The 25,027-nt window shown below is 66.2% G+C and carries 24 protein-coding genes and 1 tRNA gene; 12 read left to right on the top strand and 13 right to left on the bottom strand.

Going from position 1 to position 25,027, the window contains the following annotated elements; translation table 11 throughout:
* A partial coding sequence (locus tag A1351_RS18885; protein ID WP_198162452.1) for an acyltransferase family protein occupies window positions 1-1,031 on the bottom strand: 1,031 nt, incomplete at its 3' end.
* 272 nt (window positions 1,032-1,303) lie between these two features.
* Between A1351_RS18885 and A1351_RS18880 the strand changes: the two genes are divergently transcribed.
* Entirely contained in the window at window positions 1,304-1,978 is a 675-nt protein-coding gene (locus A1351_RS18880; RefSeq protein ID WP_024880053.1) for an alpha/beta hydrolase, read from the top strand.
* Between the two features lie 58 nt (window positions 1,979-2,036).
* Here A1351_RS18880 and A1351_RS18875 read toward each other — a convergent pair whose 3' ends face one another.
* The 3 genes from A1351_RS18875 to A1351_RS18865 form a co-directional block, all read right to left on the bottom strand.
* On the bottom strand, window positions 2,037-2,876 hold the full coding sequence (locus A1351_RS18875) for an outer membrane protein (RefSeq protein ID WP_064033685.1): 840 nt from the start codon (window positions 2,874-2,876) through the stop codon (window positions 2,037-2,039).
* 275 nt (window positions 2,877-3,151) lie between these two features.
* Window positions 3,152-3,745: a redoxin family protein gene (locus A1351_RS18870; RefSeq protein ID WP_064033684.1), complete on the bottom strand. Its 594-nt coding sequence runs from the start codon at window positions 3,743-3,745 to the stop codon at window positions 3,152-3,154.
* A gap of 87 nt (window positions 3,746-3,832) precedes the next feature.
* Window positions 3,833-4,960 (bottom strand): anhydro-N-acetylmuramic acid kinase, encoded by a 1,128-nt coding sequence (locus A1351_RS18865; RefSeq protein WP_064033683.1) that lies wholly within the window; start codon window positions 4,958-4,960, stop codon window positions 3,833-3,835.
* Window positions 4,961-5,078: 118 nt separating this feature from the next.
* Between A1351_RS18865 and nhaA the strand changes: the two genes are divergently transcribed.
* From nhaA to A1351_RS18850, 3 genes are all read left to right on the top strand, one after another.
* Window positions 5,079-6,281, top strand: coding sequence for a Na+/H+ antiporter NhaA (gene nhaA, locus A1351_RS18860; RefSeq protein ID WP_064033682.1), 1,203 nt, complete (start codon window positions 5,079-5,081; stop codon window positions 6,279-6,281).
* Between the two features lie 49 nt (window positions 6,282-6,330).
* Window positions 6,331-6,669: a hypothetical protein gene (locus tag A1351_RS18855; protein WP_064033681.1), complete on the top strand. Its 339-nt coding sequence runs from the start codon at window positions 6,331-6,333 to the stop codon at window positions 6,667-6,669.
* Between the two features lie 90 nt (window positions 6,670-6,759).
* The gene (locus tag A1351_RS18850; RefSeq protein WP_024880047.1) at window positions 6,760-7,122 is read left to right on the top strand and encodes a hypothetical protein; all 363 of its coding nucleotides are present in this window, start codon (window positions 6,760-6,762) and stop codon (window positions 7,120-7,122) included.
* Window positions 7,123-7,228: 106 nt separating this feature from the next.
* On the opposite strand, the gene A1351_RS18845 is transcribed toward A1351_RS18850, so the two are convergent.
* Together A1351_RS18845 and A1351_RS18840 are read right to left on the bottom strand one after the other, a co-directional pair.
* Window positions 7,229-7,302 (bottom strand) — tRNA-Cys (locus A1351_RS18845).
* Between the two features lie 159 nt (window positions 7,303-7,461).
* Window positions 7,462-7,809: a GCG_CRPN prefix-to-repeats domain-containing protein gene (locus A1351_RS18840; protein ID WP_024880046.1), complete on the bottom strand. Its 348-nt coding sequence runs from the start codon at window positions 7,807-7,809 to the stop codon at window positions 7,462-7,464.
* A gap of 174 nt (window positions 7,810-7,983) precedes the next feature.
* Between A1351_RS18840 and A1351_RS18835 the strand changes: the two genes are divergently transcribed.
* The 5 genes from A1351_RS18835 (at window position 7,984) to A1351_RS18810 (ending at window position 14,228) form a co-directional block, all read left to right on the top strand.
* A complete protein-coding gene (locus A1351_RS18835) occupies window positions 7,984-9,222 on the top strand; it encodes a hypothetical protein (protein WP_064033680.1) in 1,239 nt (412 codons plus the stop codon).
* A 373-nt stretch (window positions 9,223-9,595) separates the two neighbouring features.
* A complete protein-coding gene (gyrA, locus tag A1351_RS18825) occupies window positions 9,596-12,358 on the top strand; it encodes a DNA gyrase subunit A (protein WP_064033678.1) in 2,763 nt (920 codons plus the stop codon).
* A 189-nt stretch (window positions 12,359-12,547) separates the two neighbouring features.
* Entirely contained in the window at window positions 12,548-13,183 is a 636-nt protein-coding gene (locus tag A1351_RS18820) for a glutathione S-transferase family protein (RefSeq protein ID WP_024880043.1), read from the top strand.
* Window positions 13,184-13,251: 68 nt separating this feature from the next.
* The gene (locus A1351_RS18815; protein ID WP_371441508.1) at window positions 13,252-13,785 is read left to right on the top strand and encodes a Uma2 family endonuclease; all 534 of its coding nucleotides are present in this window, start codon (window positions 13,252-13,254) and stop codon (window positions 13,783-13,785) included.
* Window positions 13,786-13,892: 107 nt separating this feature from the next.
* Window positions 13,893-14,228 carry a hypothetical protein gene (locus A1351_RS18810; protein ID WP_134188112.1) on the top strand — a complete coding sequence of 112 codons (336 nt, stop codon included), beginning with the start codon at window positions 13,893-13,895 and terminating at the stop codon, window positions 14,226-14,228.
* Between the two features lie 39 nt (window positions 14,229-14,267).
* On the opposite strand, the gene A1351_RS18805 is transcribed toward A1351_RS18810, so the two are convergent.
* On the bottom strand, window positions 14,268-14,927 hold the full coding sequence (locus A1351_RS18805) for a class I SAM-dependent methyltransferase (protein ID WP_026598702.1): 660 nt from the start codon (window positions 14,925-14,927) through the stop codon (window positions 14,268-14,270).
* A 51-nt stretch (window positions 14,928-14,978) separates the two neighbouring features.
* On the opposite strand from A1351_RS18805, the gene A1351_RS18800 reads away from it, so the two are divergent.
* On the top strand, window positions 14,979-15,572 hold the full coding sequence (locus tag A1351_RS18800) for a glutathione S-transferase (protein ID WP_064033687.1): 594 nt from the start codon (window positions 14,979-14,981) through the stop codon (window positions 15,570-15,572).
* A 13-nt stretch (window positions 15,573-15,585) separates the two neighbouring features.
* On the opposite strand, the gene A1351_RS18795 is transcribed toward A1351_RS18800, so the two are convergent.
* From A1351_RS18795 to A1351_RS18770, 5 genes are all read right to left on the bottom strand, one after another.
* Window positions 15,586-17,091 (bottom strand): replicative DNA helicase, encoded by a 1,506-nt coding sequence (locus tag A1351_RS18795; protein WP_024880038.1) that lies wholly within the window; start codon window positions 17,089-17,091, stop codon window positions 15,586-15,588.
* A 303-nt stretch (window positions 17,092-17,394) separates the two neighbouring features.
* Window positions 17,395-17,961 carry a 50S ribosomal protein L9 gene (rplI, locus tag A1351_RS18785; protein WP_024880036.1) on the bottom strand — a complete coding sequence of 189 codons (567 nt, stop codon included), beginning with the start codon at window positions 17,959-17,961 and terminating at the stop codon, window positions 17,395-17,397.
* Window positions 17,962-18,006: 45 nt separating this feature from the next.
* Complete coding sequence (locus tag A1351_RS18780) at window positions 18,007-19,017, bottom strand: DUF2232 domain-containing protein (protein ID WP_064033677.1); 1,011 nt, start codon at window positions 19,015-19,017, stop codon at window positions 18,007-18,009.
* Window positions 19,018-19,184: 167 nt separating this feature from the next.
* The gene (locus A1351_RS18775; RefSeq protein ID WP_064033676.1) at window positions 19,185-21,743 is read right to left on the bottom strand and encodes an ABC transporter permease; all 2,559 of its coding nucleotides are present in this window, start codon (window positions 21,741-21,743) and stop codon (window positions 19,185-19,187) included.
* Window positions 21,740-22,426: an ABC transporter ATP-binding protein gene (locus tag A1351_RS18770; protein ID WP_064033675.1), complete on the bottom strand. Its 687-nt coding sequence runs from the start codon at window positions 22,424-22,426 to the stop codon at window positions 21,740-21,742. The genes A1351_RS18775 and A1351_RS18770 overlap by 4 nt, the downstream gene beginning before the upstream one ends.
* 15 nt (window positions 22,427-22,441) lie before the next feature.
* Here A1351_RS18770 and A1351_RS18765 point away from each other — a divergent pair, with 15 nt between their 5' ends.
* Together A1351_RS18765 and thpR are read left to right on the top strand one after the other, a co-directional pair.
* The gene (locus A1351_RS18765) at window positions 22,442-23,209 is read left to right on the top strand and encodes an arylesterase (RefSeq protein ID WP_083967414.1); all 768 of its coding nucleotides are present in this window, start codon (window positions 22,442-22,444) and stop codon (window positions 23,207-23,209) included.
* A gap of 252 nt (window positions 23,210-23,461) precedes the next feature.
* Window positions 23,462-24,046 (top strand): RNA 2',3'-cyclic phosphodiesterase, encoded by a 585-nt coding sequence (thpR, locus tag A1351_RS18760; protein ID WP_064033674.1) that lies wholly within the window; start codon window positions 23,462-23,464, stop codon window positions 24,044-24,046.
* 2 nt (window positions 24,047-24,048) lie between these two features.
* Here thpR and A1351_RS18755 read toward each other — a convergent pair whose 3' ends face one another.
* Complete coding sequence (locus A1351_RS18755) at window positions 24,049-24,825, bottom strand: 1-acyl-sn-glycerol-3-phosphate acyltransferase (protein ID WP_064033673.1); 777 nt, start codon at window positions 24,823-24,825, stop codon at window positions 24,049-24,051.
* Window positions 24,826-25,027 lie beyond the last annotated feature (202 nt).

Below are 25,027 nucleotides of genomic sequence, written 5' to 3'. Positions count from 1 at the left end.
CGGCGGGAGAGGGCGACGAGCGCCGCCGTTCCCGCGACAATGACCGCCGTCGCCGCCGCCGCGTCGAGATAGCCGGCGGCGAATTCCGGCAGCAGCGAGGTCGCGCGAAACGCCACCGTCTGCATCAGATAGATTTCCAGCGTCATTCCGCCGACGGCGACCATTGTCCGCGCCGCCGCCGAATGGGCGATCCTGTCGTGCAGAGCGACGGCCGCACGCAGAAAGGCCAGCGTCGCCGCGATGGAGACCGGCAGCATCACCGCCAGATGGCTGGCGACGCCCGGACGCCAATAGGCGAAGCCATTGTTGTAGATATAAGTGTCCTGCGTCCAGAATAGCCATCCGACCGCGGCCGCCGCCCCGGCGGCGACGGCGATGCGGGGCGGGATGGAGCGGATCGTCACGCCGGCGCGCCCGGCGAGAAAGGCGACGAGATAGAAGGCGGCCGTGTAGCGAATGACCGAGCGTGGAAAATCGGGCAGCGGCGCCAGCAGCAGCGCGGCCGCGATCAGCAGCAGCGCCGCTCGCTCATAGGCGCCGAAGCGCGTCGCGGCGAAGGCTCCGGCGGAGCCGACGACGACAGCCCATAAGAACCAAAAGGAACCGAGAAAGTCCCTCCACACGTCCGAACGGACATGAGTCTCGAGACCGACGTAGGCGCGCGCGAGGTTCGGCCAGGCCAAAATTCCCGCCCAGACCGCCATTGCGAGGAGCATAGGCAGCGTGCGGCGGAAGAGGAATTGGCGCAGGCTCGTCGCGGCGTCGATCCTGCTCGCTGCGAGATAGCCGGAGACAGCGATGAAGGCCGGCATATGAAAGAGATAGATGGCCTTGAACAGCCCATCCGCCCAATAGTCTTCCGTTCCCGCATGGACGATCCATTGGATCGAATGGCCGAAAACGACGAGGAGGATCAAAACTCCCTTGATGAAGTCGAGACCGAGATCGCGGCCGCCTTTGGTCGCCGCCTGCGATGTCTCCAGCGGAGCCGTTGCCTCGAGCGGAGCAGGACGCTGGACGATATCGACCAAGAAATCTCGTCCCTTCGCGAAACGTCTGCCGCCGCCGAGCTGAAGATCGGCGGCCGAGAATGCGCCACGACCCTTCAAAACTCTTGCATCTAGCGCCGTCACACATGCTAGAAGGCCCGCTCGGCCGAAAACGAGCCGCGGGTTCGGTGCGCGCCGGATGCGCGGACGCCCGGCAAAGGGCGCTCCGGCTGGAGCATAACGCATTTTCGGCGCTGGCGAAAACCGCCCGCCGAAAAAAGCGCGTTTTTCGCGCGGGGGAGACGAGGAACTTCATGCCCGAGGTCATTTTCACCGGCCCCGCCGGCCGGCTCGAAGGCCGCTTTCATCAATCGGCGCAGCGCGGCGCGCCGATCGCCATCGTGCTGCATCCGCATCCGCAGTTCGGCGGCACGATGAACAATCAGATCGTCTACAACCTCTATTATGCTTTCGCCGAGCGCGGCTTTTCCGTCCTGCGCTTCAATTTTCGCGGCGTCGGCCGCAGCCAGGGCTCTTTCGATCATGGCGCGGGCGAGCTCTCCGACGCGGCCGCGGCGCTCGATTGGGCGCAGGCCGTCAATCCCGAGGCGCGCGCCTGCTGGATCGCCGGCGTCTCATTCGGCTCCTGGATCGGCATGCAATTGCTGATGCGCCGGCCGGAGATCGAGGGCTTCGTCTCGGTCGCGCCGCCGGCCAATCGCTTCGATTTCTCGTTTCTGGCGCCGTGCCCGTCCTCGGGCCTCTTCATTCATGGCGACATCGATCGCGTCGCGCCGCTGAAGGAAGTGACCGGCCTCATCGAGAAGCTGAAGACGCAGAAGGGCATCGTCATCGAGCATGCGGTTGTGCAGGGCGCCAACCACTTCTTCGAGAACCGCATCGAGCCGCTGATCGCTCATGTCGACGCCTATCTCGACAAGCGTCTCGGCAATCCGCCGCGCATCGCCATTCCTGCGCGGGGCGATTGAGCTCGAGCAGAATTCAGGCGCGGGGAGCGCGGCGCCGGGCGCCGCGCTTTTTTTATGCTCAGAATTTGGCGGCGATCGGCGCCGGTTTGAACCAGTCGAAATGATAGTTCAGCCCGGCGCGGGCGATATGGCCGTCGAAGCGCGTCGAGGATTGTGCGCCCGAGATTTGCGAGCCGAGCGCCGATGTGTAGGCGTAGACGGCGCCGGGCGTCGAGGCGGTTCCGAGGTCGTAATAGAGATATTCGACCTTGGCGCTCCATCGCGGCGCGAACAGCCATTCGAGGCCGCCGCCGACCGCATAGCCGATTCGAAGATCGGAATAGGAGTCGGATGCGACGATCGTCGGCGCGCCGAGATAGCTCGCGGAGAGATTGGTCTGGCCATAGGCGAGACCGCCCGTCGCATAGGCGAGAAGTGTCGGCGTGATGAGATAGCCGAGCCGCCCGCGCGCCGTGCCGATATAATCGATCCCGCGCGAGAGCGTGGTGTAGGCGGAGGCGCCGGTGAGCGTGGCGGCGGAGCCACTCGAGGCGAGGCCCTGAATATCGGCCTCCACGCCCCAGAGGAATTTGTCCGAGACCTGGGAATTATAGCCGATCTGGCCGCCGCCGATGAAGCCGGAGACATTGGCGTTGATCGAGGCGGGAAAATTGCCGATGAGCGCGCTGGCGCCGAGGCCGGCGGCGTCTGTATCCCAATAGGTTTGGGCGACAGTGTCGCTATTGGACCATGTATAGCCGGTGTTGAGACCGGCGTAGAGGCCGGTCCAGATCGGTGGCGGCGCGACCGGCGGGATGAAGGCGGGCGCGGATTTGGTGGAGGGAAGGTCGGCGGCCAGCGCCGGACCAAGAGTGCAGGCGAGCGCGAGCGCGCTCGCCACGACGATGGATTTCGTCATGGGGACAGGACCTCGGTTTCGATAGCGCTCCCGCCGTCCCCACGATCCGCTGAGACGGGGCCGGGGCGGGCCGGATGGCGGGGGCGGTCTCGAAAACGCGAGCCGCAAACCGGCGGGAGCGAGCTGAGGCTCTGCTCTATGCGGTCCGATCTCAAGTTAATTTTTCGCAATATTTGGGGCGAGGCGGGAATCTACTTGTTAACAAAATTTAATATTACAAATTTTTGGTAATGTGCTCAGAGCCTTCGCTCGACTCGCGCAGGCCCGGTTCCGAGTCAGGCGCTTTTCGCCAGCGCCGGCAAAATTCGAGTCGCGATCGCGGTCTCGTCTATGGGGCCGAGGATCGCGACATCGATCGTGGGGCCGGGCGCGACGACGAAGCTCGCCGGAACCCCGTGCGCGCCCAGCGCCCGCTGCAGAAAGGCGCGCTGGTCCTGCCCGACGGCGACGAAAGGATTGCCATGCTCGGCCAGAAAGCTGCGGGCATGGGCCGGATCGTCCTTCACATCGGCGCCGTAGATGGCGACGCCCTTTTGCGCCAGCGCCATCAAGAGGTGATGCTCGGCGCGGCAGTTGGGGCAATAGGAGGCCCAGAGATAGAGGAGCGAGCGCTTGCCTGCGAGATCGCCGGCGCCGAAGCCCGGCATGGGACGTCCGTCCGCGAAGGTCAGCCCCGGCGCCGGCGGCAGATCGAAGGCCTCGATCGACATTGTGTTGAAGAAGCGGGCGGAGAGGTCCTTGCGCTTCCAGACCTGCTCGACGACCGCCGCTCCGACGCCGGCCGAGACCGCCCCGAGCGCGCCGAGCAGAAGATTGCGCCGGCTCGGCCAGGCGGGGGCGTCCTCGTCACGCTGAATCGTCTCGGTCATGCTTCCTCCTTCTCGCGTCGCGCATTTGAAGACGAAACCCTCAATGCGGAATGAAAGAGGTGGCGAAAGCTAGAGTGATCGCGTCCCTCAGCCGATGGCGCGGCGGCCGCGCTGCGCGGCGGCGATCTCGCCGCCCTTGGTCGGCGCGCTCACCCCGGTGGTTCCGGGGAATGTCAGCGGCAGGCCTTTCAGCACACGCACCGCGAGAAAAGCGAAAGCCTGCGCCTCTATGGCGTCGCCCATCCAGCCGACCTCCGCCGCCGTGGCGACCGGGCAGGGGAGGCGGTCGGCGAGCGCGCGCATCAGCGTCGGATTATGCGCGCCGCCGCCGCAGACGATCGCGCGGCGCGGCGCCGAGGGCGTCTGCGAAAAGGCGAGGGCGAGGGAGGCCGCGGTGAAGGCGGTGAGCGTCGCGGCCGCGTCCTCCAGCGAAAGCTCATCTGTCGCACGAAATGAAAAATCATTTCGGTCTAAAGACTTCGGCGGCAGTTTCTGAAAATATGGATGACTCAGCATGGATTGCAGAATCGCCTCGTCGACGCGGCCCTCGGCGGCGGTCGCGCCGTCGCGGTCGACCGGCGAGCCGGTGCGGGCGAGCATCAGATCGTCGATCAGCGCATTGCCGGGGCCGGTGTCGAAGGCGATGGGTTCGGCGTCGCCATCGACGAAAGTGACATTGGCGACCCCGCCGATATTGATGACGGCGACCGGTCCCTCGAGCCCGCTCGATGCAACCAGAGCGCGATGATAGGCCGGCACGAGCGGCGCGCCCTCGCCGCCGGCGGCGACATCGGCGCCGCGAAAATCATAGGCGACATCGACGCCGAGCCGCTCGGCCAGCGACAATGCGTCGCCGATCTGGACGGTGAGCCGGCTCTGTGGCCGATGCAGCACGGTCTGCCCGTGAAACCCCAAAATGTCGACGCTGGCCGGATCGAGCCGCTCGGCGCGCAAAAAGGCTTCGACCGCCTGAACGTGGCGTTCGGTGATGAGGCGCTCCGCCGCCCCGACCGCGCCGGGCCGGGCGGCGCGGTCCGTGAGGCGCGTCGCGTCGGCGAGCGCGGCGCGAAGCAGCTCGCGATCGGCATCCGAATAAGGGAAGAAGCCGGTCGGGCCGAAGGCGAGCCGATTTTCGCCATCCGTGTCCAGCAGCGCGACGTCCACGCCGTCCATGGAGGTGCCGGACATGAGGCCGATGGCGCGAAAGAGGGTCATGTTGCGTCTCCTGCCTGCGCATATTCGGGCGACTCGTGCGCCGAGCCGGATTTTCTTGCCAGAGCGATGCAAATCGCTCAAGTGTGGCGCGTCTTTCTCACCTTGGGCGGCGCCCGCCATGAAACAACGCCTGCATCACGCCGCGCCGTCGACTCTCCGTCGCTTCCTTGCGAGCGAGGCGGCGGGCGGCGTCGTGCTGATGGCGAGCGCTGCAGTGGCGCTCGCGCTCGCCAACTCGCCTTTTGCCGAATCCTATCACAGCCTGCTGGAGACTCCGATCTCCGGCCATTCGCTGCTGCATTGGATCAATGACGGGCTGATGGCGGTGTTTTTCCTGCTGGTCGGCCTCGAGATCAAGCGCGAGCTGCTCGACGGCCATTTGCGCCATTGGTCCGCCCGCGTGCTGCCCGGCGTGGGGGCGCTCGGAGGCATGGCCGCGCCGGCGCTGATCTACGCCTATTTCAACGCCGACTCCCCGGCGGCGCGCGGCTGGGCGATTCCTTCGGCGACCGACATCGCCTTCGCGCTCGGCGTGCTAGCGCTGCTGGGGGACCGCGTGCCCGGCGCGTTAAAGGTGTTTCTCACCGCGCTCGCCATTCTCGACGATCTCGGCGCCATCGTCATCATAGCGGTGTTCTACGCCGGCGATCCGTCGGCTCCTGCCATGCTGGGCGCCGGCGTGACCTTGTTCCTGCTGCTCGGCCTCAATCTCTTCGAGGTCACGATTCTCGCGCCTTATCTCCTGCTCGGCGTGGCGCTCTGGCATTTCGTGCAGCTCAGCGGCGTCCATGCGACGCTCGCCGGCGTGCTGCTGGCGGCCATGATTCCGCTGCGCCTCTCCGGGCCGGACCCGGAGGAGCATACGCCGCTGCACCGGCTCGAGAATGCGCTCGGGCCGTTCGTCGCCTTTATCGTGCTGCCGCTGTTCGGCTTCGCCAATGCGGGGGTGGCGCTCGGCGGCGGCGATCTCGGGGCGGCCGGCGCGCCCATTCTTCTGGGCGTCGCGCTCGGCCTTTTTCTCGGCAAGCAGCTCGGAGTCTTCGTGGCCGTCGCCCTGGCGCTGGCGACGCGAATCGCCTCGCGGCCGCCCAAGACCGGCTGGGTCCAGCTCTATGGCGTGTCCGTGCTCTGCGGGGTCGGCTTCACCATGAGCCTCTTCATCGGCCAGATCGCCTTCGAGGCGGATGAGGCGGCGATGCGCGCCACCAAGATCGGCGTGTTGGCGGGCTCGGCCGCCTCAATTCTACTGGGCTCGCTGGTTCTGTGGATCGCGTCGCGTCGGCGCGTCGAAAAGCTCGCGCATCCGCTGGCCGATTCGTGAAAAAGGGTTAAGCTCGGCCTTCGTTTCCTTTTCACGAGGCGCCGTTCTCATGGCCAATTTCAAGCTTCCGCTTTCGGGCGATGTCGCCCAGACCATCAACCCCTGGACCGCCGTTTTCAGCCCCTATGGCGGGCAATTCGGCCTCATCAACATAAATCTCGGGCGCTCGAGCGCGCCGCAGGTGGAAGAGGACGTGCTCGCCGATGTCGGCAGCTATGGCAAGCAGCTCGGCCGCATCGGCGACGCAATGGCCGTTCTGCTCGCGCATTTTCATCCGCAATGCGAGCTCACCGCGCAGGAGCGCGAGGCGATCGACGCGCTGAAGGCGATGCTGAAGGAGATCGATGCGATCAAGCGTCGGCATCATCGGACGGTAACGGCGCCGTGATGCGCGTGCGCCGGCCCAAACGCAACCTTGACAAGCGTTCCGAACCGGGTTGAACTCGAAATTATTGAATTCGAGAGAGTAGGATTTCCTATGGATCAACTTTTCCGAACATCCAACAGCCCCGAGGTCATCGAGCTCTATCGACTGATGCGCGAGCTGCTCGCGTTGCGCGATATGTTCGACGGCGCTTATGAGCGGGCCGTCTTATCCATGCTGCCGGAGACGACGCGCGCGCGTTTCGATCGCCTCGCGCAATCGGTCGACGATCACGCCAGCATCGCGCTGGTGCGGCCGATTCAGGACGATTCCTATGACGCGCTGGAATTGGTGTTCGACGAATATAAGCATGAGGTGGCGGAGAGCCTGCTGGCCGCCGCTCTCGCCGACACGGTCGCCGATCTGCCGGAGAAGCTCGGCGCTCTCGAGAAATCGCTGATGGTCGAGCGTCTCTAGGGCCTATCCGATCCAACGGCATTCTAACGTCGGAGCGATTCCGATCGATCGATACCGTTCGATCGGAAAATGCTCTAGCGGCCGAAAAGAGCGAGGGGAAGGGGGCTGGAGGCCTCGGAGGGAATCGAACCCCCGTACAAGGATTTGCAGTCCTCTGCGTAGCCACTCCGCCACGAGGCCCCGAACGTCGGCGCCGAAAGCTCGACGTCGACGTGAGAAGGCCGCTCATACAGGACTTGCCGGCGGACGGCAAGACTTTGCGCGAGAGACGGGAAGACTTCGCGCGGCGCGCGGCAAGAGCTCGGTGAATTTATCCTCAGCTCCGCGCGCCGCGGCGGATCACCAGCGGTTCGGAACGCAGCGGCCCCATTGATTGGGATGCGCGCCGGGGCCGCATCGGAATCCCGGACGCGGCCCATAGGCCGGGGGATGGTATCCGGGACGCGGACCATAGGCTGGCGGATAGTATCCGGGACGCGGGCCATAGACGGGCGGCGGCGGACGACGATGCGGCACGCAACGGCCCCAAGGATCTATGTGCCAGCCGGGGCCGCAGCGGCCGCCGATTTCATGCGTCAGCGGGGCGACGGCGCCCTCCTGCAGCGGCGCGAGCGGCATGGCCATGGCGGCCGGCGCGGTGAGGCCGGCGAACGCCAGAATGGCGACGAAAGCGAGCTTCAGCTTCATTTGTTTCCTCCTATTGGAATGCGAAGCGGGGACACGAGCATTGGCTAAAGCCAGTGAACCAGTCGTGAACGAATCACAGAATGAGCGCATTAACGCTTCGTTCATCGCGATGCTAAGGCTTTGTTCAACTCCGCGAGGCAAGCTGGAGCCTCGTCATTCCAGCGGAGCTCGCAGATGAGGTCGAATTTCACGCCGTTCACGCGCCTTTCGGCCGGCGGCCTGATGCTGGCGGCCGCAGCCGCCGATATCGGATGCGCCGCCGCCGAGCCGCGCCGCTCGCATGCGCTTCATGTGGCCGGAGCCATGCGAATCGAGGAGCTCGGCTCTCCCAATGGCAAAGGCTATGACGATATTATCGTGAAGCTCGCGCCGCTCGTCGCGGCGAAGCCGGAGAAGGAGGCGCGTCCGGCCGAGCGTCCTCCCGCTCCCGCGCTCGCCGCCGAGGCCCCCAAGGTCGCCGTCGCGGCTCCGCCCCCGGCCGAATCGGTGAAGCCGACGCCTGCACTGCCGGTCTTCCTGCGCGAGCCGCTTCCGGCCTTCGAGAATGCGCCAGTCGCCGATCTCGCCAAGGCGCCGGAGCAGGCTGTCGTCGCAACGTCGGCCGAGCCGGCCCCGATCGCGCCGCCCCAGGCTGAGAGCGCTCCGCAGGCGGCCGCGCCGACTGCCCAAATCGCGTCGCCTGCCGCGCCAGAGGCCGCCGCTGTCGAGGCGAAGGCGGAGGCCCCGGTCGAGCGAACCGCGACGCCCGAGGCCGAAGCCGACGCGCCGAAGGGCGAGGCGCCGGCGGCGGAAGCCGCTCCGGCTCCGAGCGCCGAGGCTATGCCGCCGGCCCAGGAGGAAAACGAATCGCCGATGGCTCTCTGGCAGGCGCTGGTCGCCGCTGCCGCGCTCGCCGGCCTGCTCGTGATGAAATATCTGCGGCGCGGTCCCCCCGTCGCCAAGGCGGCCGAGCCGGGCGCGTCGAAAGCCGTCGCCCCGCAGGAGGGCGAAGCGGCGCCGGCGGGCCGTTTGGCCATTGCGCTCGCAGCCGCGCGCGCGAAATTCGAGCCGATCCTCGCCAAATTCGCCGCGCTGCGCGGCAAGAAGGCTGCGGAAACCGCGCCCCAGGCCGAAGCTGCGCCGCAGGAAGCACCCAAGAAGGAAGCGCCCAAAAAGCCGAAGACGATGGATTGGACCGAGGTCGCGGCCGCTCTGCGCGCTCGTTTCGCCGGAGGCGGCAAGACTGCAGGAGGGCCGACTGCGGCGCAGTCCAATCGCGTGATCGCCCTGGTCGATTCGGAGGGCCGGGGGCGGGCGTCCGATTCCTGGGACTCGAACGAGGATGATGGGCTGGAACTGCTGGAGCCGGGCGACGCCAGCGCGCGGACGATCGTCATGAACGCGCGACGCAGGCTGCGCTCGGCGCAGAGCTGACGCCAGAATCCGAAAATGAATCGAAAGAGATTTGAAGAGCTTTTCTAAACCCGTGTTTCTTCGAGCAGAACTGCGGCGCGGCGCGCCAGGGCGAACTGGCGTCGCCGCCGAGAATCGCCTATAGAAAAACGGCGGTTTCGAGCGTCGCCGACGGCTGCCGCTAGGCTCGCCTCGGCGCGCTTCGCTCGAAACGTCCTGCGAGCGCGATCTCCACGTCCCGCCGCTCTCCCGAGCAGCGGACTCTGCAGCCGCCTCGCCTTCGTCGGCGAGACGGGACGATGACGAGAAGCGCTCTTTCCCAGAGCCGGCGCGACATTGCCGCGGCAGGATTTCGCCGCGGAGCGCGGGACGATCGAAGCGGATTGGCGAGCCATTGGCCGAGAACGACACAGACGACACAAAGCCTCCGACGCCCGGCTCAGACATTCGCCCGGTTTCGATCGCCGACGAGATGAAGCGCAGCTATCTCGATTACGCGATGAGCGTGATCGTGAGCCGCGCGCTGCCGGATGTTCGCGACGGTCTGAAGCCCGTGCATCGGCGCATCATGTTCTCCATGCACGAGAACGGCCATACGCCCGATAAGTCGTACGTGAAATCGGCGCGCATCGTCGGCGACGTCATGGGTAAATATCACCCGCATGGCGACGCCGCGATCTATGACGCGCTGGTGCGCATGGCGCAGCCCTTTTCCATGCGGCTGCCGCTCATCGACGGGCAGGGCAATTTCGGCTCCGTCGACAATGATCCGCCGGCGGCCATGCGTTACACCGAGTCGCGGCTCGCCAAGCCGGCGCTGGCGCTGCTCGAGGATATCGACGAAGGCACAGTCGACTTCAAGCCGAACTATGACGACAAGGAGATGGAGCCGACCGTCCTTCCGGCGCGCTTCCCTAATCTCCTCGTCAATGGCGCTGGCGGCATCGCCGTCGGCATGGCGACGAATATTCCGCCGCATAATCTCGGCGAGGTGATCGACGCCGCCATAGCGCTGATCGACCGGCCGGATATGTCCGTCGCCGAGCTGATGGAGATCGTGCCCGGCCCGGACTTCCCGACGGCGGCGACGATTCTAGGGCGGGGCGGAATACGCAACGCCTATACGACCGGGCGCGGCTCGATCATCATGCGCGCCAAGGCCGAGGTCGAGACTTTGCGCAAGGAGCGCGAGGCGCTCATCTTCACCGAGATCCCCTATCAGGTGAACAAGGCGGCGCTGATCGAGCGCATCGCCGACCTCGTCCGCGAGAAGAAGCTCGAAGGCATCTCCGATCTGCGCGACGAATCCGACCGCGACGGCATGCGCATCGTCATCGAGCTGAAGCGCGACGCGGTGGCGGATGTGGTGCTCAACCAGCTCTGGCGCCATACCGCGCTACAGTCGAGCTTCCCCGTCAATATGATCGCGCTGAACGGCGGCCGGCCCGAGCTGCTGACGCTGAAGGACGTGCTGCTCGCCTTCGTCGACTTCCGCGAGAGCGTCGTCACCAGGCGCACCAAATTCCGCCTCGCCAAGGCGCGCGACGCGGCGCATTTGCAGGTCGGCCTCGCCATCGCCGTCGCCAATATCGACGAGGTGATCCGCCTCATCCGCACCTCGGCCGACGCCGCCGCCGCGCGCGAAGCGCTGATGGAGCGCGAGTGGCCCGCCAAGGACATGGCGCCGCTGGTCGCGCTGATCGCCGATCCGCGCCATGTGCTCACCGAGGATGGCGCGATCCGCCTTTCCGAGGCGCAGGCGCGCGCCATTCTGGAATTGCGCCTGCAGCGCCTCACCGCGCTCGGCCGCGACGAGATCGCCGAGGCGCTGAACAAGCTCGCCGCCGAGATCGCCGAATATCTCGAGATTTTGCGCTCGCGCGAAAGGCTGTTCGGGATCGTCAAGGACGAGATGATCGCGGTCAAGGAGGCCTATGCGACGCCTCGCCGCACGCAGATCGTCGATGGCGACGGTGACGTCGAGGACGAGGACCTCATCGCCAGAGAGGATATGGTCGTCACCGTCTCGCATGCCGGCTACATCAAGCGCGTGCCGCTCTCGACCTATCGCGCGCAGCGGCGCGGCGGCAAGGGCCGCTCTGGCATGCAGACGAAGGAGGAGGATTTCGTCCAGCGCCTCTTCGTCGCTTCGACTCATACGCCGGTGCTGTTCTTCTCCTCGCTCGGCCGCGCCTATAAGGAGAAGGTGTGGCGTCTGCCGCTGGCGGCGCCGCAGGCGCGCGGCAAGGCGCTGGTCAATCTTCTGCCGCTCGAGCAGGGCGAGCGCATCACCACCATCATGCCGCTGCCGGAGGATGTGTCGAGCTGGGCGACGCTGGACGCCATTTTCGCGACGACGGGCGGCACGGTGCGCCGCAACAAGCTTTCGGACTTCTCCGATGTGCGGCGCTCCGGCATCATCGCCATGAAGCTCGATGAAGGCGAGGCTATCGTCGATGTCGCCACTGCAGCGGAGCAGGAGGATATTCTGCTCACGACGCGCGAGGGGCAGTGCATTCGCTTCCCGGTCAGCGACGTGCGCGTGTTTCAGGGCCGCACCTCCATGGGCGTGCGCGGCATAGCGCTCGCTGGCGACGATCGCGTGATCTCAATGTCGATCCTGCGCCATTTCGAGGCCGTCGGCGACGAGCGCGCGGCCTATCTCAAGCGCGCCGCGGCGCAGCGCCGCAATGCGGGAGCGGAAGGCGTGGAGGAGGGCGCGGCGGAGACCGAGGAGGCCTCGACCGCGATCGAGCTGACCGAGGCGCGCTATCGCGAGATGGAGCAGGCCGAGCAGATCATCCTGACCGTCTCCGAGAACGGCTATGGCAAGCGCTCTTCGTCCTTCGAATATCGCATCACCGGACGCGGCGGCAAAGGCATTGTCGCAATGGCGGTGAACGCCCGCAATGGCAAGCTCGTCGCCTCCTTCCCCGTGGGGCGCGGCGACGAGATCATGCTGGTGACGGATGGCGGCCAGCTCATCCGCTGCCCGGTGGAAGGCATACGCATAGCGGGTCGCGGCACGCAGGGCGTCATCGTCTTCGACACGGCGGAGGGCGAGCGCGTCGTCTCGGTCGAGCATTTGGCCGACGCCGGCGAGGACGAGGCGGCCGGCGACGCGGCGTCCGGCGACGCAGGCGGCGAGACCGCCTGAGCCTTCGTCGCGGCCGAAAAGCGCGTTTCGCCGGGGGATTTTCGGCGAAACGCAATTTGTTTTCATGAATTGCTCTCGTCGCGCGCAACTACGCCGCTTCGATAAACGCAACCCCACGTCAATGGCGCGCGCCTGCGCCTCGGGCTAGATTGTCGCAACGCCGAGATTGCCGAAGAAGGAGACCAACGCATGCTCACGATCTGGGGACGGCGCAACTCCTTCAATGTGCAGAAAGTCATGTGGCTCGTCGGCGAGCTCGCGCTCGATCACGCCCATGTGCCGCTCGGCGGCGCTTTCGGCGGACTCGATGATCCGCAGTTTCGAGCGAAAAATCCGCATGGCCGCATTCCGGTCATCGACGACGAGGGCGTGGTGGTGTGGGAATCTCACGCCATTTTGCGCTATCTCGCCGCGCGCCATGGCGGCGAGGCTTTTTGGCCGGCGGACGCGGCGACCCGTTCCTATCCCGATCGCTGGATGGATTGGGCGCAGACGACGCTGCAGCCGGCCTTCGTCGACGGCGTGTTCATGGGCTATTACCGCACGCCGGAGGAAAAGCGCGACTGGCCGGCGATCAACGCCGCCGTCGCGCGCTGCGCGCAGCATTATCGCTTCCTCGACAGCTGGCTGGCGGATCGTCCTTTCCTCGCCGGCGACGAGCCGACACTCGCCGACATTCCCGCCGGGACGACGCTCTATCGCTATTTCTCGCTCGACATAGAGCGGCCGTCGCTCCCCAATGTCGAGACTTGGTATGCGCGGCTCTGCGAGCGGCCGGCCTATCGCCAGCATGTGATGGTGCCCTTCGACGATCTGAAGGGGTGACGCCCCGAATGGCGCTAGACGCGCTATTCCGCTAGTATGCTCCCATGAGCGCTCTGCCGAAGATGAAAATGACCGCCGAAGAGTTCGTGGTCTGGGCCGAAGGACAGCCCGGCCGTCACGAGCTCGTCGACGGCGAGGTTTTCGCTCAGGCCGCGGAGCGAATGGCCCATGCGAAGGCGAAGCTCGCGGCCGCTCGCGCTCTGCAGGACGCTGTGCGCCGCGCCGGCGCGCCGTGCCATGTGCTGCCGGACGGAATGGCCGTGCGTGTCGATGCGACGACCGTCTTCGAGCCCGATGCGCAGCTCTATTGCGGACCCGAGCTTCCGCCGGACACGCTTTTCGTCGAAGCGCCTCTCATCGTCGTCGAGGTGCTGTCACCCTCCACGGGACGCAATGACGCTCTCGGCAAGCTCGTCGGATATTTTCGTATCGCGAGCGTCGCGCATTATCTCATCGTCGATCCCGATTCGCCGCTGGTGATTCATCATCGTCGCGGGGAGGGGAGCGATATTCTGACGCGCGTCATTCATGACGGCGACATCACGCTCGATCCGCCCGGCCTCGTCTTTCCGCTCTCCGCGCTCTATGGCGAAGCGCGTTAGAGCGTGCTCTGTGCTCGCGCGCACGGCGACGAAGGCGCGCCGCGCCTAATCTCCTCTGCATCCGATCGCAATGATTTCAGGCGACGGTTTCAGATAGGAGATTGAAAATGTCCAAAGTGCTTTTCGTCGACACCAAGACCGAGCTCACCCTCGCGCCGGGCGCGACCGTTCATGGCTGGTGGAACAACGCCTCGCCCTTCAACGCGGTGTGGGACGCGCAGGCCATTCCCTTCGCCACCGGCAGCACGACGAGCGGCTTCACGCAGGACACCTCGCTCGAGGTGACGCGCGTTTGGCGTCACTTCACGGTGACGGAGATCAAGCCGTTCCCGCAGTCGCAGACGGTCGAGACCAAGAACGAGACCGAGATTCATTACGAGGTCAAGAATATCGGCAATTCGGTCGCGAAATTCCATGTGGTGCTGAGCGCGATCTACGAGTGATCGCATCGGAGGCGCGAGCCGAAAGGCTCGCGCGATCCGTCAATCGCGAGCGATGAACACGGCGGCGCAGCCGACAATGTCGATCGCGACATTGCGGAAGCGTCGCTCGAGCGCATTGCGCAATTCGTCGAGATCATCGCTCCTATTCGAGAACACGCCCTTGCGATTGTAGAATTCCATCAGCCGCCGCGCCGCGCCGGAGCGCTCGACGCCGCCTTGCAGCAAGGTCGAGCCAAAAAAGACGGCGCCGTCATTCGTCAGCGGCTTCAGATGGTCGAAAACGACCGCCTTTTCCGCTATCGCGCTCGGCAGGCAATGCAGCAGATAATTGACGCCGACCGAGTCGAATTTCGGCGCGTCGAAAGTGATCGGCTCCAGCACATTGCGGCGATAGCTCTCCGGCGAATAGCGCGCGATGCGGGCCGCCGCGAAGCGCAGCGCATCCGCGTTCAAATCCATCAGCGCGACGCGCGGCGCAGCGGCGGGCAAGCGGCAATGGTCGAGGTAATATCCCGTGCCGACGCCGACATCGAGATGATTGCCCGACACATGCGCGTCATAGAGCGCGCGTAGGCGCGGCGTCGGACATTTCCAGATGAAGCGGTTGGAGAGGCCGAGCACCAGCAGATCGTAGAGCCGCAGAACCGCGGGCGTGTAGACGGCTTGGCCGGCGGCGATCTCTTCGGGACTGGCGGTCATCTTCGTTACGTCCTATTGCTCGACGACGCCTTTTTCGACGTGAGGGAGCCAATGCCCATTCTACGCTATTCCGCGGCTTCGCCCTACGCCCGCAAGTGCCGCATCGTCGCCGAGCTGCTCGGCCTCGGCGCGAGCGTCGAGCTCGTCGGCGCCGACACGACAAATCCCGACGATTCGTTGCGCGCGCAAAATCCGCTCGGCAAGGTGCCGACGCTCATCCTCGACAGCGGCGAGACGATCTATGACAGCCGCGTGATCTGCGAATATTTCGATCTTCTCGCCGGCGGCAAGCTCATTCCGCATGATCCCGCCGAGCGGATCGCGGCGCTGACGCTGCAATCGCTCGGCGACGGCATGAACGACGCCGCGCTGCTCATTCGCTATGAGGCGACGCGGCCGCAGGCTCTGCGCTCCGCCGATTGGATCGCCTTGCAGACCGGCAAGCTCGACCGCGCGCTCGCGGCGCTCGACGCCGCGCCGCCGGCCGGCCCGGTGACGATCGGCCATGTGGCCGTCGCCGCCGCGCTCGGCTATCTCGATCTGCGCTTCGAAGGCGCATGGCGCGCGAAATATCCCGCGCTCCTCGCCTGGCTCGACGCTTTTTCGCGCGAGGTTCCGGCCTTCGAGGCGACGCGCGTCGCCTGAGGCCGCCGGCGCCTCATATGCGCGCCGGCAGCTTGTCCTCCTCGGCGAGATTGGAGAAGCGCGTCACTTCCGCCTCGAAGGAGAGCGTCACCGTTCCCGTGGGGCCGTGACGTTGCTTGCCGAGGATCGCCTCGGCGCGCCCATGCACGCGCTCCATCTCGTTCTGCCAGGCGATATGCTCTTCCGTGCCCTCGCGCGGCTCGCGATTGCGCAGATAATATTCCTCGCGATAGACGAACATCACCACGTCGGCGTCCTGCTCGATCGAGCCGGATTCGCGGAGGTCGGAGAGCTGCGGGCGCTTGTCGTCGCGGCTCTCGACCTGACGCGACAGCTGCGAGAGCGCGATGATCGGCACCGCCAGCTCCTTGGCCAGCGCCTTCAGGCCCGTGGTGATCTCGGTCAGCTCCTGCACGCGATTGTCGCCGCGCGATTTGGAGCCGGAGAGCAGCTGAAGATAGTCCACGACGAGCAGATCGAGCCCGCGCTGGCGCTTCAGACGTCGCGCCCGCGCGGTGAGCTGGGCGATGGAGATGCCGCCGCTTTGATCGATGAAGAAGGGCACGCTCTGCATCTCGCGCGCGGCTTCCGCTATGCGGCGGAAGTCGTCTTCGTTGATGTCGCCGCGGCGAATCTTGTAGGAGGGCACGCCGGATTGCTCGGCGATGACGCGCGTCGCCAATTGCTCGGCCGACATTTCCAGCGAGAAGAAGCCGACGATGCCGCCATTCGCCGCCTTGATCGAGCCGTCCGGCAATTGCTCCGGCACATAGGCCTTGGCGATGTTGAAGGCGATATTGGTGGCGAGCGCCGTCTTGCCCATGCCGGGACGGCCGGCGACGATGATGAGATCGGACTTCTGCAGCCCGCCCATCTTCTCGTCGAGATCGACGAGACCAGTGGCGACGCCGGAGAGATGTCCATCTCGCTGATAGGCGCTGCTCGCCATATCCATGGCGGTGGAGAGCGCGTCGGCGAAACGCTGAAAGCCGCCGTCATAACGGCCGGTCTCGGCCACCGCATAGAGCTTGCGTTCGGCTTCCTCTATCTGCTGGCGTGGGGCTTGATCGACGGCCGCGTCATAGGCGGAATTGACGATATCCTCGCCGATGACGATCAGCTCGCGCCGCACGGCGAGATCATGGATCGTGCGGCCATAATCCTCGGCGTTGATGATCGTCGTCGCCTCGCGGGCGAGGCCGGCGAGATAGGTCTGCATCGGCACGCCGCCCGGAAGCTCTATGTCGCCCAAATGCGTCTTCAGAGTCACGACCGTGGCGATGCGTCCGGCGCGAATGATCTGCGCCAAAACCTCGAAGATGCGTCGGTGCAAATCCTCGGAGAAATGTTCGGAGCGTAGAAAATCGGAGACGCGATCGAAGGCGTCATTGTTGATGAGTATGGCGCCGAGCAGCGCCTGCTCGGCCTCGATATTATGCGGCGGCGTGCGATAGGCGGGCGCGTCGAGCGGCGCGACCGAAAAAGGCCGCGGACCCGGCAACGGTTCGATTGCTGGCATTTCTCTCTCATGGCGGGATGTCTTCGATGCTCGTGAACGCGTAGCGACAAGCACTCGAGAACGGCGGCGAATTTGCCCGAAGGAGAGAGCGGCGCCAATGACAAAGATGGCCGCAAAGCTCGGCGAATGCGAGCGCGGCCATCTTGTGAGTCATTTCCACATGCGACAGCGCAGCTTTCGGTCTATCTGCGTGAATTCCTTTGCTTGTGACAATTTCGTCACGCCGAATCGCTCGGGCATGAAAAAGGCCGGAGACGCGGGCGTCTCCGGCCTTTTTCGATAGAGCGAATCGGTTGCGAGCGATCAGAGCTCGACGTCGCCGGCCTCGGCCAGAGCGGCGCCGACCTCGAGTCCGAGATCGTCCAGCGTCGTCTCCTCGCGAGTGGCGGCGGCCTCGCCGCGCGCCTGACGCTCGGCCTCTTCGGCGGAGCGAGCGACGTTGACGATGATCTTCACCTCGATCTCGGGATGCAGATTCACCGGCACATTATGCAGGCCGAGCGCCTTGATCGGATGCTGCAGATCGATCTGATTGCGGTTGAGCGAGAAGCCGCCCGCGGTCGCCGCGTCGGAAATGTCGCGCGGAGCCACCGAGCCATAGAGATGGCCGCTCTCGCCGGCCTGGCGGATGATGACGAAGGTCTGACCCTCGAGCTTCTCGGCGACGGCCTCGGCCTCCTTGCGGGCGGTGAGGTTGCGCGCCTCGATCTGAGCGCGCTGCGTCTCGAAATGCTTCTTGTTGTTTTCCGTGGCGCGCAGCGCCTTGCCGCGCGCCAGCAGGAAGTTGCGCGCATAGCCGTCGCGCACGCGAACGGTGTCGCCCATCTGGCCGAGCTTGGCCACGCGCTCCAGCAGAATGACATCGACCATGGGTTCTCTCTCCTCAGTGTCTCTCGAATTGCGCCGCGGCGATTCTCAGCCGCGCCGCGCCTGCGCCGCCTGCTTGCGGCTTCGGAACGAAAACGCCGCATCGGCGACGCCGACGACGGTGAATAGGACGATCGGCCAGGCGAACAGGCCGATGACGATATAGATGACGGTGAGCGTCACGCCGCCGATGCGCGTCCCGCGCAGCAGAAAGTGAACGACGGCGAGGCCCTGCATCGCCAGAGCGAGGCCGAGCGTCTCGGCGATCACCAGCCCGATCTCGCCGGGGAGGTCGCCGAGATAGGCGAGGGCGCAGGCGGCGAGAAAGCCTCCGGCGACCGCGCGCGGCAGCACGAATTCCTGCGCAATGTCCGGCCAGGGCCGCGGCAGCGCCTCGGAGGCGCGGGCGAGCAGGCCGGCGCCCCACAGATTGAGCGCATGGCTGAACAAGGTGAGCGCCGCCAGCGTCGCCGGAAAAGCGAAGACGACGAGCGCCGAGAGCTGGCTGGCGTCGAGCTTGTCGCCGAGCTCCTGCGTGCGGATGAGATCCTCGATCGCCATGAAGGCGCGCGCCCGCAGCGGGTTCAGCGCCTCGTCGAGGCTGCCGAAGCGAATCGCCGCTATGGCCACCGCCGCCGAGACTGCGGCCGCGACTGCGCCGCCGGCGGCGAGCACCGCCCAGGCCGGCGCATGGGACGTCACCAGCTCGCGGCCGCGCCAATTGGCTCCGGAGACGACATAGGCGGCGGCGAGCGCCGGCAGCGCGACGAGAAAAGCGTAGACGAGGCCGAAAATGGGATTGGGCCAGATCGACAGCAGACCGGTCGCGATGAGGCCCGCGGTCGCGCCATGGCGCAGACCGAAGCCGAGCGCGACGATGGAGATCGGCAGCGGCGCGAGAAAGGCGAACAGAACCGACGCCGAAGTGCCCTTGGTGAGGACGGCGAACACGGCCGCGCCCGCGAGACCGCCGCCGATGGAGGCGAAGATCTGCGAGAACGTAAAGTCGCCGTTGTCGGGAACGGGCAGTTTCTTGCGTTCGGGTAGAAGCTGGGGCATGGTCTCAACGCTTGTTCGAGGGCGAGCGCGATCATCTCGCGTCCAGCCCCCTGAACGCCGGCGAAGCCCGCCTTTTAAGGCGAGCGATCTCTCCGGGCAAGGGTCAGAGCGCGAAAAAACCCGCTTCCGATAGCCGAAAACGTCGCCGGAGCGGCGCTTTTTGCGTTCTACTGGCGGCGCAGGGCCGGGCCGGGCTTCTCGCCGAGCACGCGCCAGCTGCCCGCGAGGCCGAGGCCGACCGCGAAAACCAGCGCGCCGACCGTCGTCAGCGCGACCGGCCAGGGACGGAAGACGAAATCCATCCGCATCAGCGCCTCCAATATGATGCCCGCCGCGCCTGCGCCCGCGATTGCCGAGAAGAGTCCGGCCACGAGGCCGAGCAGAGCGAATTCCAGCGCGAAGGCGCCGGTCAGCCATGAGCGCGTCGCGCCGAGCGTCTTCAATATTATGGCGTCGCGCTGGCGTCCGCGCTGGCTCGCCGCCACGGCGCTGCCCAGCGCCAGCGCCGCCGTGACGATGGCGAGGCCAGCGGCCGCCCGCGCCGCGAAGGTCAGCTGATCGGCGATTTTCTCTATCGCCTCCAGCGCGTCCTTCACGCGCAGAGCGGCGACCTGAGGAAAGCGCGTCGCCGCCTCCCGCGTCAGCCTTTTGTCGCGGAGCGGATCGTCGCGATCGGCGAAGGCGACGGTGAAAATCTCCGAGAAGGGCGCGTCGGCGAAAGCCTCGGGCGAGAACACCATCATGAAATTAATGCCATAGCTGCGCCAATCGACGCGGCGCAGATTGGCGATGCGAACCGTGAGGTCGCGGCCGAGCACATTGACGACGATCTCGTCGCCGACCGTGAGGCCGAGCCCTTCGGCGACGCGCGCCTCCAGCGAGACGAGGGGCGGGCCGTTGCGTCCCTCTTCCCACCATTGTCCGGCGACGATCTCCGAGCCCTTGGGCGGCGTGGCCGCAATGGTGACGCCGCGGTCGCCCTCCAGCGCCCAGGCGATATCGTCCGGCGGCTTCAGATTCTCGGAGCGGACGCCTTTCACGGCGACGATGCGGCCGCGCATCATCGGCACATGCTCGATGCGCGCGTCGGCGGAGAAGGAGGAGAGGAAGGCGGAGAATTCGTCCGCCTGCTCCTTGGCGATATCGACGAAATAGAAGCTCGGCGTGCGGCTCTTCTGCGCCTGGAACAATTCCGCATGGATCGAGCCCTCGATCAGCGCCAGCGCGACGAGAAGCGTCTGCGTCACGCCGATCGAGACGATCAATGTCACGGCGAGGCTCTTGGGGCGGCGAATATTGCCGATCGCATGACGCAGCTGCGCGCCGGGCGCATGGGCGAAGCGCTGCGCTAAGCGGATGACGAGAGCCGCCACTCCGCGCAGCAGGACGAAGGCCATGGCGGTGGCGGCGATATAGGTCGCTGCGAGCTTCTTGTCGGCGGCCGAGAGCATGACCAGAGCCACGAGCGCCGCTGCGGCGAGCAGCGCTGCGAGCAGAAAGACGCGGGGAGGGGATTTTTCCTCGGCCTCGTCGCGCAAGAGCCGCGCGACCGGCGTTCCATAGGCGCGGCCGAGCGGCGGCAGCGCGAAGATCAGCGTCACCAGCAGACCATAGGCCGCGCCGACGGCGAGCGAGCGCGCGTCGAGCGTCGGCGAAAAGGGCAGGGGAATGGAAGCCGAAAGGGCGAGGTCGGCGAGATAAGGAAAGGTCGCGCCGATCGCGAGGCCGCCGATGACGGCGAGGCCGGCGACGAGCAGCACCTCGACGAGCGCCATGGCGAAGACGCGCGAGGCCGGCGCGCCCAGCGCCTTCAATATTGCGAAAGCGTCGCGCTTTCTCGCGACAAAGCCGGAAACGGCGTTGGCGACGCCGGCTCCGCCCGCGACCAGCGCGGTCAGCGCAACCAGCGTCAGCAGCTGGGTGAAGCGCTCCTGATTGCGCGAGAATTGCGGGGAGACGGCGTCACGCTTGCGCAAATCCCAGCCGGCGTCTGGAAAGGCCGCGGTCAGCGTCGTGACGAAACGCTCGACCTCCGCGTCGCTGGCGACGGCTTCGGTCTTGCCGAGCGAAACGCGCGTCAGCCAGCGCGTCACGGCGCCCGGCTGCATCAGCCCGGTCGCCTTCAGAGCCTCCTGGCTCATCAGCACGCGCGCGCCGAAACCGAAGGCGCCGGCGAGCTTATCGGGCTCGCTCGAAAGCTCGGCTGTGAGGGTGAAGGAGCCGGCGCCGATCTTCACGCGATCGCCGATCTCGAGCCCGAGCCGGGCGATGAGGCCCGCATCGGCGACGAGGCCGAAGCCGCCGTCGCGCTGCGCCAGAGCCTCGGCGAGCGGCAGCGACGGCGTCAGCTCGACTGCGCCGGCGCCGGGATAGGCCGAATCGACAGCTTTTATTTCGATCAGCGCCGCCTCGCCGCTCGCCGAGCGGGCCATGGCGCGCATCAGGCCGATCTCGCAGACGCGGCCGTCGCGCTCCAAAAACTCGCGCTCCTGCGGCGAGAGCCGCCGCATTGTCGTCGTGACGGAGACGTCGCCGCCCAAGATCGTGCGCCCCTCGCGGGCGAGGCCGTCGGCGAGCGAGCGCGAAACCGCGCCGACGCCGGAAATGGCGGCGACGCCGATCACGATGCAGGCGATGAAGACGGAAAAGCCGCGCAGATCTCCAGAGAGATCGCGCAGGGCGAAACGCAGCGCCAGCGGCAGGCGCGAGGCGATTGCCACCCTCATGACGCCGGCGCCTCGTCCTCTATGCGGCCGGAGCGCAGCCGGACGGCGCGGTCGCAGCGGGCGGCGAGGGAGGGATCATGCGTGACCAGCACCAGAGTCGCCGAGCGCCGCGCCTTTTGCGCGAAGATGAGATCGACGATGGCCGCGCCGGTCTCCGAATCGAGATTGCCGGTCGGCTCGTCGGCGACCAGGATGACAGGATCGGGCGCGAGCGCTCTGGCGATGGCGACGCGCTGCTGCTCGCCGCCGGACATTTGCGTGGGATAATGGGAGAGGCGATGGCTGAGGCCCACGGCCTCCAGCTCCTGCGCGGCGCGCTCGAAAGCGTCGGCGCGGCCGGCGAGCTCCAGCGGAATGGCGACATTCTCCAGCGCCGTCATCGTGGCGATGAGCTGGAAAGACTGGAAGACGACCCCTATCTTCCCTCCACGGAACCGCGCCAGCGCATTTTCATCGAGCCGGGCGAGGTCGCTGCCGTCGACGAGCACCTTGCCGGAGTCGGGCCGCTCGAGGCCGGCGAGCGTCATCAGCAATGTGGATTTCCCCGAGCCGGAGGGTCCGACGAGGCCGACAGCCTCGCCGCGCGCGACGGCGAGGCTTATGTTCTTGAGCACATGGACGCGCGCCGCGCCCGCTCCGAGGGTGAGATCGACGTCCTCGAGCTCGATGACCGGCCGCTGCACTTTGGAGGTCCTGAAATGGTTTGCCGCTGCGCCCGCCGCCGCTCTCGCGACCCGGCGAAGACGCCCGCCCCGACATATGCGAAGGCGCCGCCGGTTTCCAGTGCTCGGCCGCGCTTTCGTCCGCTCGGCCCGGCGACGCTGCTCTGCGCCGCCGCAATTTTGGCGCTTCTCACCATGATCTCGCTGCCCGCCGCGGCCGAGCCGCTGCGCATCATCGCCTTCGGCGACAGTCTCAGCGCCGGCTTTCAGCTACCGGCGGACGCCTCCTTTCCGGCGCAGCTGGAGGCTCGGCTGAAAAATGACGGCTATGACGCCCGCGTGATCAACGCCAGCGTCTCCGGCGACACCACAAGAGGTGGGCTGGCGCGCGTCTCTTACGCGCTGCACGACGGCGGCGATCTGATGATTCTCGAGCTCGGGGCCAATGACATGCTGCTCGGCTTCGATCCGGCGGCGACGCGCGACAATCTGGAGAAAATCATCGGCGCCGCCAAGGAGAAGGGCCTCGATGTGCTGCTCGCCGGAATGCTGGCCAACGCCAATTTCGGCGAGGAGCAGAAAAAAGCCTTCGACGCCATTTTCCCCGATCTTTCGGCGCGGCGCGGCTTGCCGCTCTATCCCTTCTTTCTCGACGGCGTCGTGGGCGAGAAGGGCATGACGCTCGTCGATGGCCTGCATCCGAGCCGGGCCGGCGTCGCGCGGATCGTCGCCGGCGTCGCGCCGCTGGTGGAGAAGAGCCTCGATTCCCTGCGATCGAAGCGTCAGGGCGCCGCGCAGCGTTGAGCGAGGCCGCAAGCGAGGCCGTGAGAAAAAATCCGTTCACACGCCGGAATTTCGTTACAGCCGTCGCATTCTCGATATAGTGCCCACACCATCCTTAGCGCGCGCCATTGCGGCGCGCTGATCCGCGAGGAGGCGCCGACATAGGCCCCTTCGCTCCGCCGCGTCGCGGCCGGGCAGGGGCCGAGCGAGCAGACAGCGACTTCGCCTTACCCGCTCCCGCACGCCTTGCGAGGCCAGGATGGAGGAATTGCGATGCCCAGACTGTTCACCGCCCTCGAAATCCCCCCTCTCGTCGCCGGCAATCTCGCCGCTCTGCGTGGAGGCGTTCCGGGAGCCCGCTGGATCGACGCGGAGAATTATCACATCACGCTGCGCTTCATCGGCGATGTAGACGATGCGCTCGGCCATGACGCGGCCATGACCCTCGCCGCCATCCGCCGTCCTTCCGTCTCGATCACGCTCGAGGAGCTGTCGAGCTTCGGCGGCGACAAGCCGCGCGCCATAGTGGTGAAGGCGCGCGCCGATTCGGCGCTGGCCGAGCTGCAGGCCGAGCAGGAGCGCCTGCTGCGGCGCATCGGCATTCCGCCCGAGCCGCGCAAATTCGTGCCGCATGTGACGCTCGCGCGCCTGCGCGGGGCGTCCTGCTCCTCGGTCGCGTCCTATCTTGGCGCGCGCGGCTATTTTCCGCCCATGCGCTTCGAGGCGGCGCGCTTCGTGCTGTTCTCCTCGCGCGATTCGGTCGGCGGCGGCCCCTATCTCGTCGAGGCCGAATATCCGCTGCGCGACCGCAAGGCGCTCGCCGCCGGCGCCCGCGAGCTCACCGCCTACAGCCGATAGGCTCAGGCGCTCGCCGGCGCCTCTTTGCGGCCGCGCTCCACGACGGCGGCGAGCGAGGGATCGCGCGCCACCGCTTCCGCGATGAGGCGGTCGGAGGCGCTTTCGATTGTGTTCTGCATGCGCTCGAAGAATTCCCGCGGCTCGAGGCCCGGCGGGATGATCGGCAGATATTCGATGACCACGGTCCCAGGCCGCACGATGAAGGCCTTACGCGCCCAGAACATGCCGGAGTTCAGCGCAACCGGCAGGCAGGCCGCGCCGGTCTCGCGATAGAGCATTGCGACGCCGAACTTATAGAGAGGCGGCGCGCCCGCCGGCCGCCGCGTCCCCTCGGGAAAGATGAACAATTGCCGGCCTTGCGCGAACAGCGCCTTGGTCTTCTCGATCAGCTGCGGCAGCAGCTTGCCGCCCTTGGCGCGATCGATGCCGATCTGCTCCGCGCCCATCAGATACCAGCCGAAAAAGGGGATGAACACCAGCTCGCGCTTGAGAATATAGGAGAAGTCCGGCGAATGCAGCGGCAGGACGAAGGTCTCCCACGTCGACTGATGCTTGCAGGCGACGATGACCGGGCCTTTCGGAATATTCTCGAGGCCGCGAAACTCGAATTTCAGCCCGACGATCTTCTCGAGCCAGAAGAGCGACGTTCGCCCCCAGACGCGGCCGAGCGTCATGGATGCGTGCCGCTTCATCAGCAGCGCGGGCAGCCAGATGATCTGCAGCGTCATGAGGCTGACGAAGAAAGTGATGTGGAACAGCAGCGAGCGCAGGAAGAGCATGCTTTGGTCGTCCGTGGGGTTTCGCGGAAGGTGGGACGCGAACGCCTTCTAGAGTCATTCCGGTTCAGATTGAACCGGAATGACTCTAGATTCCCTTGTTCGGTCGTGTTTTCTTCACGCGAACCGGTCCCCACTTCGCTCGAAAACACTCTAATGCGCTTTTCCTTCGAACGGAACCGCCGCTCGGTCGGGACGGCGCTTT

Source organism: Methylosinus sp. R-45379, from assembly GCF_001644125.1.
Lineage (GTDB): Bacteria > Pseudomonadota > Alphaproteobacteria > Rhizobiales > Beijerinckiaceae > Methylosinus.
Note: the sequence above shows the minus strand (reverse complement) of the source record. Positions and strands in the feature narration are given on the sequence as shown.